Consider the following 14,534-nt stretch of genomic DNA (forward strand, 5'->3'; position numbering starts at 1 on the left):
GGGGCCGCGGCAGCCTTGGCGCCGGGCGCCTTGGCTCCGCCCTTCATCCCCAGACCACCGGGCGCTTTCGCCGGACCCTTCATGGCGAGACCCTTGGCCGGAGCAGCGGGCGCCGAGGTGGCCTCGGTCTCGGCCGGTTCCGCAGCCGGAGCCTTCGCGCCGGGCGCCTTCGCCGCGCCCTTCATTCCGAGGCCGCCACCGGGGGCCTTGGCCGGGCCCTTCATGGCCAGACCACCGCCGCCGGGTGCTTTCGCGGGGCCCTTCATCGCCAGACCGCCGCCAGTAGGCGCGGCCTCGGACGGTGCGGGCGCTTCGGCGGCCGGGGCGGGTTCGGGCTCCGGTTCGGGTTCCGCTTCGGGCGCCTTCGGTTCCTGGATGACAGTCAGGTTCTCGGTCAGCACGGCGGGCTCGACGCGCTCGATGGCGTCCAGCATCAGCTGCGCGACGTCCACCACCTCGACGCCTTCGCCCTCGCCCTTCTCCTGGCGCGCGGTGACGCCGTCGGTGAGCATCACGCGGCAGAACGGGCAGCCCGTCGCGATCTTCCCGGGAGCGGAGCTTGCGGAGCGACCAGAAGGCGCGGCGAGGGTGCTCAATCCCTCCTCCACCCGGTCGATGTTGACGCGCTTGCCGAGTTGCTCTTCCATCCACATCCGCGCGCCACCGGCGCCACAGCACATGGACCGCTCGCCGTGGCGGGGCATCTCGACCAGGTTCGAACCGGCCGCGGCCATCAGCTCACGCGGCGCGTTGTAGATCTTGTTGTGCCTGCCGAGGTAGCAGGGGTCGTGGTAGGTGACGTTCTGCGACACCGACGCCACCGGGATCAGCTGCTTCTGCCGCACCAGGCGGTTGAGCAGCTGGGTGTGGTGCACGACCTCGTAGCTGCCGCCGACCTGCGGGTACTCGTTGTTCAGCGCGTTGAAGCAGTGCGCACAGGTGACGACGATCTTCTTCTTGCGATCCTCGACGCCCTCGAACACCGAGTTCAGCAGCTCGATGTTCTGCTGGGCCAGCTGCTGGAACAGGAACTCGTTGCCCGCGCGGCGAGCGGAGTCACCGGTGCAGGTCTCCTCCGCGCCGAGCACCATGAACTTCACGCCCGCGGTGGCCAGCAACTCGGCGACCGCCTTGGTGGTCTTCTTGGCGCGGTCCTCGTAGGCGCCCGCGCAGCCGACCCAGAACAGGTAGTCGTAGCCGTCGAAGCTGTCGGCATCCTGACCGAAGACCGGGATCTCGAAATCGAGCTCGTTGATCCAGTTGAGCCGGTCCTTGGCGTTCTGGCCCCAGGGGTTGCCCTTGTTCTCCAGGTTCTTGAACAGGCCGGCGAGCTCGGACGGGAACTCCGACTCGATCAGCACCTGGTAGCGGCGCATGTCGATGATGTGGTCGACGTGCTCGATGTCCACCGGGCACTGCTCGACGCACGCGCCGCAGGTGGTGCAGCTCCACAGCACCTCGGGATCGATGATGCCGTTCACGTCCGCGCCGCCGACCAGCGGCCGCTCGGCCTCGGCCTTGGCGGCCTCGGAGATCTTGGCCAGCTTTGCCTCGTCCGGGTTGCCCTCGGCGTCGACCAGGCCGACCTCGTCGCCGCCCATGTCCTTGCGGCCGCCGGCCAGCAGGTAGGGGGCCTTCGCGTAACCGTGGTCGCGCAGCGACATGATCAGCAGCTTCGGCGACAGCGGCTTGCCGGTGTTCCACGCGGGGCACTGCGACTGGCAGCGACCGCACTCGGTGCAGGTGGTGAAGTCCAGCCAGCCCTTCCAGGAGAAGTCCTCGATCCGGCCCGCCCCGAAGGTGTCGGTATCCGGGTCCGCGGTCTCCATGTCGACCGGCTTGCCCTTCGACATCATCGGCTTGGCCGGGCCGAGCGCGACGCCGCCGTCCTCTTCCCGCTTGAAGTAGATGTTCGGGAAGGCCGAGAAGCGGTGCCAAGCCACGCCCCAGGTGACGTTGCGGCCGACGAAGTACAGGAACGCCATGCCGGACATCAGCTTCACGAAGGCGAACAGCGCCACCATCGTGGTGTTCGCGGGCAGCAGTTTCGCCACCTGCATGGTGAAGAAGTCGGTGGCCGGATCCGAGTGGCCGTAGGCGGCGATCTTGCCCGCCTTCACGAAGATCATGCCGAGGCCCTCGAGCAGCACGATCGCCTCGATGACGTAGGCCGGGGCGAATTTGGAACCGCTGAAGCGGGAAAGCCGCTCGGGCAGCCGGGGGTGGTTGAGCTGGCGCAGGGTGATCAGCGTCAGGATGCCGACCACGGTGCCGATGCCGAGGATCTCGTCCCACAGGTGGTAGATCGCCAGATCGCCGATGATCGGCCAGTGGAACGCCGGGTCGAAGGTCTGCCCGTACGCCTCGAACCACAGCATGGCGCCGCCGATGAAGCCGATCATCACCAGCCAGTGCGCCCAGCCGACGGTGCGGAATTTGTTCATGCGCGTGTGCGCGAGGAACTCCACGATCATCTGCTTGAAGCGCGGGAAGAAGGGCCGCCAACGATCCGGAGCGGGCTGTCCGATCATGATGGCGCGCGCGATATTGCGGACGCCGCCGATGAACGACGCCCAACACAGGAGGCTGAGCGCCGCCCCAATCGTGCCCAGCGTCACTGTCAGGGCATTCATGTCGCGACCTTTCTTTAGAGGCACCCCGGGTTGCGGTTGGTTTCCGTACCGCCTCGGTTCGCTCGTATCCTAACCGGCAGTAAGTTACCCGCCAGTAACAACCATGTCCATCGTACGATCGGCTTTTGGGCTATAGCCCCATATGCTGGGGCTTGACCCATTATTTACCTGTGATGAATGTCACAGTAATTCCCTCCGATCCGCCTGCCGACCCGTTGTTCACCACCGTAAACGCCGAACCATCCCGTCCAGTCGGTAAGGATTGGCTTAGTCCCCATGGCTGATAAGGGATCTCGCTTAAAACGCGGCCGTCTATTAGGCTCACGACGTTCTGATCACTGCGACCGTCTTCGCACCGCTCGGGGAGGATCCGGAGCCGACACCCGGATGTGCTGGATAGAGCTCTCGCGTGTTGAAGACCAGTGGTGACGTACGACCTGATGATGGATTGGAAACTGAATGAAATTCCGCAGAACCACCGCGGCGGCCGCGATGGTCATCGGTGCGATGACCATCGGGTTGGGGACGGCCCATGCCGATGCCGAACCGGTCGCCGCCGACCCCATCCGGTACTCGGTCAAGCTGGTGGAGAAGACCGTCGTGACGACGCTCAAGGGGGGAACCTTCGAGCTGGCGAAATCCTCCGAGGACGTCAAGGAAGACGACGTCTACCGGGTCAAGGACTCGCAGGGCAACGCGGTCCTCACGCTGCCGATCGCCTTCAAGGTCGCCGACACCGTCGTTCCGGTGAAGCCGGTGGTGAAGGACGACAACACCGTCTTGGAGCTGACGCCTGACCAGAGTGTCGCCGTGCCCAAGGACAAGCCGGCCAACGCCGTCAACGTCGTCGCGCAGCCGATCGCCTCGCCGATCGAGAACCAGCGCGCGCAGAACGAGTTCGCCAGCCAGTTCGGCATCGCGACCGCGGTCGGTGGCTTCCTCGGCACCGCGATCGGTGTCATCGGCGGTGCGGTGATCGGCTGCATCCTCGGCCTGCCGTTCCTCGGCGTCGGCTGCATCCCGGCCGCGATCGCGGGCGCGGGCATCGGCGGCATCCTCGGCACCGTGGCGGTCGGTGGCCCCATGCTGGCTGTCGCGGGGATCGACCTGATCAACACGCTGCAGGCGCCCGAGGGCACCACGAAGTGGGCGGACCAGCCGAAGTAAGCCTTCGGTCCCACCCCGATCGTCGGATCACGGCGGCCCGCTCTCCTCGGAGGGCGGGCCGCCGCTCGTTTCACCCGGTGAGATCGAGCAGGCCGCGGACGACGACCTCGCCGAGTTCCTCGCCCATCCTGCCGAACGAGCGCTCGACCATTTCGAACGTCCCGTCCTCGCCGACCACCAGCACCGTGCTCGCTCTGGTGCCGTGCACGGTGTGCGCGACGAACCTCGCCGAGAGCGCCCGCTCCAGATCGTGCGGGACCCCGGTCCGCGGCAACCGCTCGTCGGGGGCTTCGGTCCGATCGGCCAGCACCTCGAAGTAGCGGTCCACCGCACCGGGATCGGTTCGCGCGATCTCGCGCAGCCCGGTCAGGCCCGCCCGGACTTTGGGCCAGATGGGCTGTGGGGCGCTCAGATCCTCTTCCCCCCGGCTCGGACCCCCGGACGTGACGAACGTGCCGTTGGAGAGCCCGTGGAAGCCCGGAGCGAGTTCGCTCGGTTCCACGGCGCTGCGATTGGAATGCCACCACAGCGTGCGCAGGTCGGACACGACCAAGTTGTAGCCGTTGTAGTCGTCGGGAGCGGCGGCGACGTCGAGCACGTATTTCTCCGGCCCGGGGAACTCCCCGGCCGTACCGCGGTCGGCGGCGCCGCGCAGGAAATCCATCAGCAGCGCGCCGCGGGAACGGGCATCGAGGCGTTGATCGGCGGGATCGCGCACGTTCGTGACGGTCGCGAAGCGATTGTTGCCGTGCGGCTGGGTGCTCAAGCCCAGCCAGGTGCCGGGAGGTTCGCCCTCGGCGCGGCCGGGGGCGCCGGTGTCGCGTCCGGCGAGCAGGCCGGGCGCCTCCGGCCACCAGCGCATGGACTCGGTCGGCCGAGTGTAGAACTCGTCCCGGTTGGCGGCCACGATCAACCGGTAATCCGGATGCGCGCGCCAGCCGATCAACACCAAACACATGCGACCAGAATGCCGGACCGCCACCGCACTCCATGCGGCGTTTCCCGCCCGGGAGGCCGCGCAAGGGCAGTGGAAAGGACCCTGAGACGGCGAAAAGGCCGACAGCTCAACAGCTGCCGGCCTTTTCGCGGTCCTGCGGTCAGTTGGTGCGTACGCGCAGTCCCGGGTTGTCCGAGAGCACCACGTGCACCGGCTGCGCGAACAGCTGCGGCACGTTGCCGGTCAGAGCGCCGATCAGATTCGGGATCTCGCAGATCGGGTAGTCCGCCACCGACGACGCGCTGGAGATGCCGAGCGCCAGGCGGCCGGTGACGATCGGCCCGCCGCTGTCGCCGGGGAGCGCGCAGATGTTGGCCGAGAAGCTCTGGGTGAGCTCCCGGTCGCCGACCTGCACGGTCTGGTCGACGGCGTTGACCACGCCGCAGCTGAAGCCGGTGCGCGCACCGGACTTGCACACCGGCGCGCCGACGACCGGAGTCGCCACGCCGTCGACGGCGATCGGAGCCGCGCCGGGCGCACGGACGCCGTTGTTGGCGAACCGGTCCTTGGCCTGGTCGTTGACCCGGATGATCGAGTAGTCCTGCTCGCCGAGCACCGACTTCTGGAAGACGCCGAGCTGCGCGCCGAGGCGGTCGCCGTTCATCTCGTACACGCCCGCGGCGTTGCCGCCGCCCGCGGACGGGATGTCGGGGTTGCAGTGGCCCGCGGTGATGTTCACCGTGTTGCCGTTGCGGTCGGTGCCGTTGAAGCCGAGCGAGCAGCGCAGCGAGCTGCGTCCGGCGACCGAGGCGAAGCCGTCGCCGCCCGCGAGGGCGCCGCGCGCCTCTCCGGCGATCTCACCGGCTTGCAGGGTGCCCTGCTCGCCCGCCACGGGCGGGGCCATCACGATGACGCGCGCCGGGTCGATGAAGTTCGGCATCGGCAGGCCCGCCTGGTCGACGCGCACCGCGATCGTGTTGTTCACGGTGTCCACCACCGCGCCGCGCACCAGCGACCGCACCGCCTCGGGCTGGCCCTCCAGCCAGCGCTCGAACGCGCTCTTCTCGCCACGCAGGGCCGCTTCGCTCTTGGCGACGTTGCGGACCTCGAAACCGGCCGACTCGGCCGCCTTCTTCGCATCGTCGGCGCCGGGACCCTGAGCCAGTGCCACGACCGCCTTGCCCGCGTCGTCCAGCCAGGAGCCTGCGAACACGGCCGGGTACTGCCGCTGGGCGGTGGTGGCGAACGCGGCCACCTGCTGCGCCAGCTCCGCGCGGTGCAGGTACTCGTCGGGCGAGATCTTCAGATCGCGAGTCACCGCGGCGATCAGTTCGGCGGGGAGGCCGGGAGCCTGGTCCGGCTGAGCCGTCGCTACCGCCGCAGTGGGTCCGAACAGCAGTATCGCCGCCGAGGCGGCGATCACTGTCTTTCGGATTACGGTCTGTCGCGCAGTCGAGCGTGGAGGTCCTATACGTGGCAGGAGCATGAGCAGACTATATGGGGTTTGGCGCGGTATGCCTACTCATCTCGAGGTTCTCGACGCCCTCATAGCCCCTCGACCGGGGATATGTGCATTGCCACATAATTCGGGCGCGCGCTCAGCCCGCGTTCGGCCTGGTGCGCACCGCGATCCCGCTGCCGATACCGCCGCCGGAGGAGGCGTCGACATCGGCCAGGATCGCCCGGATCGGGATGCCGAGCGAAGCGGTGCCGCCGTACTGCGCCAGAGCGACATTGGCCTCGTTGCAGTTCGGCGCGTCGGCGGCGTTGGAACCGCTGGTGATGCCCAGCGCCAGCGTGCCGGACACGATCGCGCCGCCGCTGTCGCCGCCGAGAGTGCAGGCCGAGCTGGCGAACCCGCGCACGGTCTTGCTCTCGCCCTCGGCGGTGAACAGCTGGGTCTCCACCCGATCGGCCACGACGAAACCACAGGTGAAGGTGGACGACTGACCGGACTTGCAGACCGGGGCGCCGGTGATCGGGTCGGCGGTGCCGGTGATCGCCAGCGTGGTGCCGTTGGCGCCGCGCACCGAGGGCTGGTCCATGCCCGCCCGCACCGCGCGCTCGTTCAGCTTGATCACCGAGTAGTCCAGCGCGGACTGCCCGCCCAGCGAGGCGCGCACGAAGGTGCCCAGTTCGGGGCTGGCCGGGATGTCCCGAACGTTCGGCAGGTAGACACCCGCCTCCTGGTTGCCCTTGCCCAGATTCGGATCACAGTGGCCCGCACTGATGTTCAGCGCGTTGCCGGACGCGTCGATGCTGTTGAACCCGAACGAGCACACGTCGACGGCGCGCAGCGACGAGTCGGCGAGCGAACCGGGCGCGCTGATGTAGGTGTCACCGCCCATCGGCCTGCGCTCGACCGGGCCTCCGCTGTTCGGCGACAGGATGACCTTGATGTTCGCCAGCAGGGTGGGCAGGTTGAGCATGTGGCCCGCGGGGGTGTTGGCGACGCTGAGCACCAGCTGGCTGTTCAAGAAGTCGATCGCCACGGAGTTGATCGCCTGCGAGATCTCCCGCGGTAGGCCGGTGATCCACTGGTTGAGCTGGACCAGCGAGCCCTCCAGGCTGTCCGCCGAGACGGGGGCGAGCCGGGTCTGATAGCCGTCGGCCGCGACGATCTTCGCGGCGTCCAACGAGGTGACCGCCATGACGGGCTTGCCGTCGGCGCCGATCCAGGCGCCCGCGAAGGAATCCGGCCGCTCCGAACGGAAATCGCGCGCGTAGTCGCGCAGCTGCTGGGCGCGCGCGGCGCGGTCCAGATACTCCGTCGGCGTCATCTGCAGATCCCGAGCGATGGCCTGCACCAATTCCGGGGGGAGGTTGTCCGCGGCGAGCTGCGCGGGGGCTTCGGGAACCGCCGAGGCGGTGGTCGTGCCGAACAAGGGAGCCAAAAGAACGGTCGATGCGATGGCGACAGCTTTGACCGCGGCGCGACGCGCCACCAACTTGCGCATGAAGTCCCTTCGTCGGCACGCACGTGCCAGCTAAATCCGTGGCCACGGCAGAATCCATTGGCGCACAGTCTTCGTCCAGCAACCGACCGATGCGGAAATTCATCCGACAACACGGTCAGCGCAACACTCTAAGCCACAAACCCGACTAGGACGCTACTAATCACCGACTACTCGGTATTCCCATGCCGGGGATGGTGGGGATCTGCGGCAGCTGCTGCCCGAACGGGTTGGTCGTGGTCGTCGTGGTCCGCGTGGTGGTGGTCCGCGTGGTGGTGGGCGTCGTGCTCGGCGGCTCGGTGGTGGGCGGCGGCGTCGTTGTCGTCGGCTCCGGCGTCGTGGTCTCGGTGATCACCACCGGCGGCTCGGGCTCGGTGGTGGACGTCGTGGTGGTGACGACCGGCGGCGGAGGCAGGGCCGGACTCACCGATGTCGGCTCGGACTTGGCGTCCGGCAGCGGCGGCACCGGTGTCTCGTCCCCGTCGCGGAACAGCATGGCCATCACGATGCCGCCGAGCACGAGACCGATCGCGGCGGCACATGCGATCAGCAGCGGCGTACGCCTCGGATCCTTCGCGGGAACCATTGGCCGCGACTGCTTCTCGGTCGGTTCCGGTTCGGCGGTCGCGACCGGCTCGGAGATCGGGATGGCGGCCGAGTAGGCCTGCGGCTGCGCGTCGGCGGCGGGCACCGCGGGGATGACGATGGTGTCCACCGTCGAGTTCTCCGCGGTGGACGGGTCCGGCGGGGTGGCGCCCGCGGGGGTGGCGAGCACGGCCGCCAGCGCCCCTCTGGCCGCGTCGTAGGCGAACGACGTACCGCCTGCTCCGGTCTCGGCACTGGGCAGCTCACCCTCGCTGACCAGCAGCACCGAGCGCAGACCCAGGTAGTCCAGCGCGTCGCGCAGGGAGCGCACATATTCGGCGGGCCAGTCCGGCGGATAGGTCGCGTAGAACTCGGCCGGACCGCTGAGATGCTCGGCGGCCAGGTTGATCAGGCAGAACATCGCGGTGGCGAAGAGATCCTCGGCGCGATAGGCCTCGCCGTCGTCGACCCGGATGCCCGCGGGGTCGCCCATGGCGGACACGAAACCCGTGATCGAATGGGATCCGGTGGGCGGGAGACCGCCCAACGCGGCGTCACCGTCCTCGGACATGTGCAGGATCGACTCGCGGACGATGTACCGCGGCTCCTCGTCACCGTCGGTGACGATGACAGCCGTGCACTCGTCCTCGGCGACGCGCAGGCCCACCCCAGTGGCCATCTCACCTACCTTGCTTCGGCGTTCCCGCTGATGAACCGCGCCCGGTCACACCAGAAGCGAACCGTGTCCCATGGCGCGGAGCATCGACAATAGCTCCGATCGGGAACGGGCACCGACCCGGCGTCGGATGCGCGCTACGTGGTGCTCGACCGTCTTCGCCGAAATGTACAGGCGCGCACCGATCTCGCGATAGGTGAGTCCGAGCAGAACCAGTTCCGCCACTTCGCGTTCCCGTTCGCTGAGGATCGTGGCCTGCGGCGGCGTGGGCGGCGGCGCGGCCTCACCGTTGGCGGCGGCCGGGGCCTGCGGCCGAGGCTGCGGCTCCTGCGGACGGGCGTCGGCGCGGACGGTGCGGGCCAGTTTCAGCAGCGCGGTGGCCGTCGCGGAGTCGGGCGCCGCGAGCGCGGCCTCGCTGGCCAGCCGGGCGCCGTCCCAGGTCATGCCGATCTCGGTGAGTGCGGCGACCGCCGCGTGGACCGGTGCGGTGGCGACCTGGCCGCGCAGCACGAGCACCCAGGTGCGGCCCGCGTCGGCGAGCACGGCGGCATGCCGGTCACCCGCCTCTGCCGCGGCCTTCAGCGCTCGCGCGTGCGGCAACAGCGCCTCGGGGCTCTCGTGCGCGATCGCGGCCTGCACGCCGTACCAGTGGAAGGCGTTGGACCACGCGGGCGGATCGTTCAAGCGGTGCAGCAGCGCGAGCGCCGCGTCCACCAGGGGCGTGATGCGGCGTTCGTCGCGCATCCGGATGGCGGCCAGCCACAGTTCGCCGATCGGCAGCAGCGCGAGCAGGTCCGCCTGCACGTCGTCGAACAGCGGATACGCCTCCTGCCACGCGCGCGCCAGCGCGGTGTGATCGCCGCTGCGCCGGGCGAGACCGACCGCGACGCCGTGCGCCAGCAGCCGGTCGCGCAGGTCGAGCCGGTCGTGGTCCAGCGCCGCCACGGTGGCCGCGGCGGCGCGCTCGTCGCCGCCGAGCATCGCCGTCCAGGCCGCGAGCACGTCGAGCTGATGGCAGCGCAGCCCGCTCGCGGTGGCCCGCCGCAAGGCGTCCTGGGCGCGGCGGGGCTCGCCGGTGCCCAGCGAGAGCAGCGTGGCGATGGAGGCCGCCGTGCACGGCAGGAAGCGGTCCACGCCCGCGTCCGCGTGCGCGGCTTGCACCAGCGCCGATACCGCCGCCGCGGTGTTGTTGCCCGGTTCGATGGTGTCCGCGAGCGCGGTCGCGATCAGCCGCGTGTGCGCGCCCGCCTCGGTGGGCGGCCACTTCGTCGACGAGGAGGACATCTCCCTGGCGCCCGGCACGTCGCCCGCCAGGCACAACACCGTGGCGCCGACCGCCCAGTCCGGGCCGACCCGGTGCCCGCCGAGCCAGGTGTACAGCTGCGCCGCGCGACCGACCAGGCCGCGTCGGGTGAGCACCGCCGCGCAGATCCGCACCGCCGTCGCCAGTTCCGTGCCGGTGCTGCCCGAGCGCGCCAGCATCGGCTCGGCCAGCCGCATGGCCGTGTCGCCGTCACCGGTCCGTGCCGCGGCCTCGGCCCAGCGCAGCGCGATCAGATCGAGTTCGGCTCCGGCGGCCGCGGCGGCGGCGTAGTAGCGAACCGCGTCGCGGCCCGCCTGCTCCGCTGCGCCGACGAGGAAGTCGGCCAGACGAGGGTCGCGGACGCCGGACTCGGCCAGTTGCAGCGCGGTGCGGTCGCGCAGCAGGCCCGCCTCCAGCCGGGCGCCGAGCAACCGGCGCTCGACCGCGACGAACCTGCGGTCGCCGAGCAACGTGCGCAGGGGCGCGACGGCGGGTTCCAGCAGCAGGTCGGCATCGGTCACCAGGGCGCTGGCCCTGGCTCGGTCGATGAGATCCTGGGCGACGGACTGTTCCACGCCGAGCACCTCGGTGAGCTCGCTGGAATCCAGGCCCGTGCCCGTGGTGGCCACCACCAGGGTCTCAAGCAGGTCGGGCTCGAGGTTGTCCAGCAACCCGCGCGCCCACGCGGCGACGGCCGTGTCGACGGCGGAGATGCCGGCGTCCAGGCGCGCCGAACAGGCGGCGGTGAGCGCGGCCACCACGCCGCCGCGGATACCGGCGGTCTGCAGGTGGATGTGCTGAGCGACCTGGCGCGGCACCATCATGCCCAGTTCCCTGGCGAACGGCGCCATGTCCGCGACGCCGAGCGGGCGGAGGTCCACGACGCGACCGCGACGGGCGACCGCGTCGGCGAGCGTCCGCAGACGCGGATCATGCGGGCGGGGCTGGGCGGCGATCACCATCGTGCGCTGCCCGGATTCCACCGCGGCGCAGAGATATTCGAGATCGAGCCGGCCGAGCGTGTGGGCGTTGTCGATGATCAGGGCCGGGCGGGCGGTATCGGTCGTCACGCCTGCCGCGCCGCCCGCGACCGTGGCCGGCGTGCGGGTCAGCGAATGCGCGCCGTTGCCCGCGCGCGCGTGCTGGAGAGCCGCGATGTCGTCCTGTAGCGGGACGCCTCTGGCGCGCAGGCGAGCCCGGATCTCCGCGAGCAGTGTCGACTTGCCGGTCTGGGACCGGCCGCGGATCAGGTAGACCACCGGCTGGTCGTCGGCGGAATCCAGATCACGGAAGATGTCGCGGGCGCACGGGAGGGTGTCGAAGGCGGTATCAGCCACCGGAGCCTCCCAGGATCTCGCCGGGGGCGCGAAGCACCGTGCCGAGGGTGTCGCCCAGCACGCCGGTCGGCAGGCTCGGCGCGGTGGGCTGGGTGGGCCGCGGCTGCTGCTGGGTGGGCGGCGACGGGTTGGTCGGCGCCGGTGCGGGCGCGGGAGCGGGAGCAGGCTGCTGGGCTTGCGGCTGCGGCGCGGGTTGCGGCGCCGGGGAGTCCGCGGCGGGAGCAGGGGCGGGTTGATCGGGACTCTGCTCGCTGTTCACCACCGCCACGGTGGTGCCCTGGGCCGGGGACGTTGGCGAACCGGCCTGCGATGTCCCGGTGCCGGCCCGCCCGGGCGAACTCGCGGAATCCGTGGCGGCGACGCCGGACGGTGCGGACGGGTCGCTCGTCCGCGCTCCCGGCGTCGCGGCGACCTGTGCGGCGCCGGTGGAGGACTGCTCGGTCGAGGCGGGAGTGCTCGGACCGGACTGGATGCCCGTGCCGATGGCGAGGGTGCCGGTGGCCAGCAGGCCGATGGCGGCCGCGGTGCCCGCCACGACCGCGAGGCGCTGCCTGCTGGTCAGCGCGCGACGGCGGGCGGGACGTTCCTCGGGCAACGCCGCGAGTCCCGCCGAGGGGAGCGCTCTGGGCTGCGGCACGGTCTCGTCCTCGGTCACCGGATCGACCAACGGCAGCTGGTCGGTCTCGGCGGCGAGCAGATCGGCGGCCAGCAGCGCGGCGCCGCGGGCGGTGGTGTGCTCCGGATCGGGAGCCGCCACGACGGGCAACCCGAATTCGGTGGAGACCAGTTCGGCGACCAGCGGGATCGCGCCGCCCCCACCGGTGAGCAGGACGCGGCCGACATCGCCGATGTCGAGCCCGGCCCGGTGCACCGCGTCGCGGATCAGGTCCATCGCACTCGACAGCGGTCCACGCAGCAGGTCTTCCAGTTCACCGCGCACCAGCCGCACGGTGCCGTGCGGATCCGCGGGGTCCAGCCGAACCGGAACAACCGTCGCGGTGTTTATGGAAAGCTCTTCTTTCGCTTTTCTGCAGCGCTCACGCAAAGCCGATAATTCGCGTTCCACGACCGGATCGAACGGATCGAAATCCGCGGCGAGCACCGCATTTGCCAGGACATAGCGCATGGTCAGCAGATCGAATTCGGCGCCGGCGACGTCGGTGTTGCGCAGCGGCGTGCCCAGCAGGATGGCGTGCTCGCCGGTGCGTACCACCGAGACGGTCGAGCCGGTCGCGCCGAGATCGAAGACGATCACCGCGCCGTCGTCGGCCCAACCGTGCGCGGCGTCGAGCCAGCGGATCGCGGCGGTCGGCTCCGGCACCAGCGTCACCTCGCCGAGCCCGGCTCGCTCCAAAGCGTCGCGCTGGATGTCGACGGTGTGCCGCGACCACCACGCCGGATGGCAGGCGACCGTCGCCTGGGCGCCGCTTCGTCCCGTCTCCTCGGCGATCTCGTCGACCAGGCATCCGATCGCGGTGGCCACCAGGTCGGGCGCGGAATAAGAGGAGCCGTCCTCGGCGAGGATGCCGACCGGGTCGCCGACCCTGGCGAGAAAGCCTTCCAGCAGGACGTCGCTGGAATGGCGGCCGGTGGAGCGCGTACCCGCGCCCAGCGTGGGCGCCATGTCCTCCGACAGCCGCAACACGCTCGGATGCGAGCGTAGATAACCGCCGCCGGACGGGCCGAGGCCGTCGTCGCCCTCTTCCGTTGCCGCCACGGCGACCGAATTCGACGCCCCGACAGAGATGCCGAGCGCCAGGCGCTGTGTCATTCGAGAACCCCGTTCGAAAAACTGTCTGGTCCGGTGTCGCTGCTGTGTGTCCGCTGGTGCGCTGGGCGTTGTAGTTGCCGACGCAACCGTTCTGTCGGTTGCTGGCCATCAGCCGTTACCTCGTTAGGGGATCGTTTAGGGAAATTCCCCTAATTCCGCTCCGGCCCCTATCGGGTGCCCCCGGCCGGTCGTAGGGGTTCGCCCCGTTTCGGCGTAACGGGATGCGCTCCTAGCGTGATTTGCATTCCAACGACTGCGGATCAGTGAGGTCCGCCGGGACTCAGGAGAAGATTCTCATGACACCCAATGCGATTCTGGAGTTCATCCTCGATCTGCTGCGGAACCACGAGGCCGCGGTCGCCTACTGCGCCAACCCGACCCAGGCGCTGGCCGCCGCGGGCCTGAGCGCGGTGACGCCGGAGGACATCGCCCTCTGCGCTCCGATGGTCGCGGAGTCGGCGCTGGTGACCGGCGGTTCCCAGTTGCAGTCCATCGTGGCGGTAGGCGCGCAGACCGGTGCCGCCGCCGCGGTCGGCGCGGCGAGCACCGTGGGTGTGGCGGCAGTGGCGGATGCCGGAGTCGACCTGGGTGCTGATCTCGGAGTGGACCTGGGCGCGGGCGGTGGCGTCGACCTGGGTATCGGTACGGGCGTCGACGTCGGTGCGGGCCTGAACACCGCGATCGAGACCGGGCTGGAACTCGGCGCCGGTCTGGGCGCGGGACTGGCCGCGGGGCTCGACACCGTGGTGAACGCGGGCGCCGACTTGTCCGCCGCCGTGGGCGGCCTGCTCGGTGCGGGCGCGCAGGTGATCAGTGGCATCGGCGGGGGTATCGACCTGGACACCGACGCCGAAGGCGCGGGAAACATCGGCGCAGGACTCGGCACCGGCCTCTCCACCGGTATCGACGCGGCAGTCGGCGCTGGCGCCGGACTCGGCGCGGGCCTGGAAGGCGCGGTGGACGCGGCGGCGGGCCTGGGCGGCGGGCTGGAGGGCGCGGTGAACGGGGCAGCGGACCTCGGTGCCGGCCTCGGCGCTGGACTCCAGGGTGCGGTGGACGCGGCGAGCGGTTTGACCACGGGTGTGGATGCCGTGCTCGGCGCCGGTGCGCAGGCGGGCGCTGGTCTCGGCGCGGGCCTGGGCGGCGTCGTGGACGCGTCGACCGGTTTGGC

Annotated in this window: 9 protein-coding genes; 2 read left to right on the plus strand and 7 right to left on the minus strand. The window is 70.2% G+C overall.

The window, feature by feature from the left end; translation table 11 throughout:
- The coding region (locus tag NG1_RS34280; RefSeq protein ID WP_062977962.1) for a (Fe-S)-binding protein at window positions 1-2,633 on the minus strand (2,633 nt) is incomplete at its 3' end.
- 459 nt (window positions 2,634-3,092) lie between these two features.
- On the opposite strand from NG1_RS34280, the gene NG1_RS34285 reads away from it, so the two are divergent.
- On the plus strand, window positions 3,093-3,800 hold the full coding sequence (locus NG1_RS34285) for a DUF8020 domain-containing protein (protein WP_062977963.1): 708 nt from the start codon (window positions 3,093-3,095) through the stop codon (window positions 3,798-3,800).
- Between the two features lie 70 nt (window positions 3,801-3,870).
- Here NG1_RS34285 and NG1_RS34290 read toward each other — a convergent pair whose 3' ends face one another.
- The 6 genes from NG1_RS34290 to NG1_RS34315 all read right to left on the minus strand — a co-directional run bounded on the left by NG1_RS34290 (window position 3,871) and on the right by NG1_RS34315 (window position 13,363).
- The gene (locus NG1_RS34290) at window positions 3,871-4,758 is read right to left on the minus strand and encodes an NRDE family protein (RefSeq protein ID WP_062977966.1); all 888 of its coding nucleotides are present in this window, start codon (window positions 4,756-4,758) and stop codon (window positions 3,871-3,873) included.
- A gap of 139 nt (window positions 4,759-4,897) precedes the next feature.
- Window positions 4,898-6,160 (minus strand): S1 family peptidase, encoded by a 1,263-nt coding sequence (locus NG1_RS34295; protein WP_245660179.1) that lies wholly within the window; start codon window positions 6,158-6,160, stop codon window positions 4,898-4,900.
- Window positions 6,161-6,335: 175 nt separating this feature from the next.
- The gene (locus NG1_RS34300) at window positions 6,336-7,694 is read right to left on the minus strand and encodes a S1 family peptidase (protein WP_062977969.1); all 1,359 of its coding nucleotides are present in this window, start codon (window positions 7,692-7,694) and stop codon (window positions 6,336-6,338) included.
- Between the two features lie 160 nt (window positions 7,695-7,854).
- Window positions 7,855-8,955: a hypothetical protein gene (locus NG1_RS34305; protein WP_062977971.1), complete on the minus strand. Its 1,101-nt coding sequence runs from the start codon at window positions 8,953-8,955 to the stop codon at window positions 7,855-7,857.
- Window positions 8,956-9,000: 45 nt separating this feature from the next.
- On the minus strand, window positions 9,001-11,592 hold the full coding sequence (locus NG1_RS34310) for a LuxR C-terminal-related transcriptional regulator (protein ID WP_062977973.1): 2,592 nt from the start codon (window positions 11,590-11,592) through the stop codon (window positions 9,001-9,003).
- The gene (locus NG1_RS34315) at window positions 11,585-13,363 is read right to left on the minus strand and encodes an Hsp70 family protein (RefSeq protein WP_062977975.1); all 1,779 of its coding nucleotides are present in this window, start codon (window positions 13,361-13,363) and stop codon (window positions 11,585-11,587) included. The genes NG1_RS34310 and NG1_RS34315 overlap by 8 nt, the downstream gene beginning before the upstream one ends.
- A 296-nt stretch (window positions 13,364-13,659) precedes the next feature.
- Here NG1_RS34315 and NG1_RS34320 point away from each other — a divergent pair.
- Window positions 13,660-14,534: IniB N-terminal domain-containing protein (locus tag NG1_RS34320; RefSeq protein ID WP_218019029.1), on the plus strand; the 875-nt coding region annotated here is incomplete at its 3' end.

This window comes from Nocardia gamkensis NBRC 108242 (assembly GCF_001612985.1).
Lineage (GTDB): Bacteria > Actinomycetota > Actinomycetes > Mycobacteriales > Mycobacteriaceae > Nocardia > Nocardia gamkensis.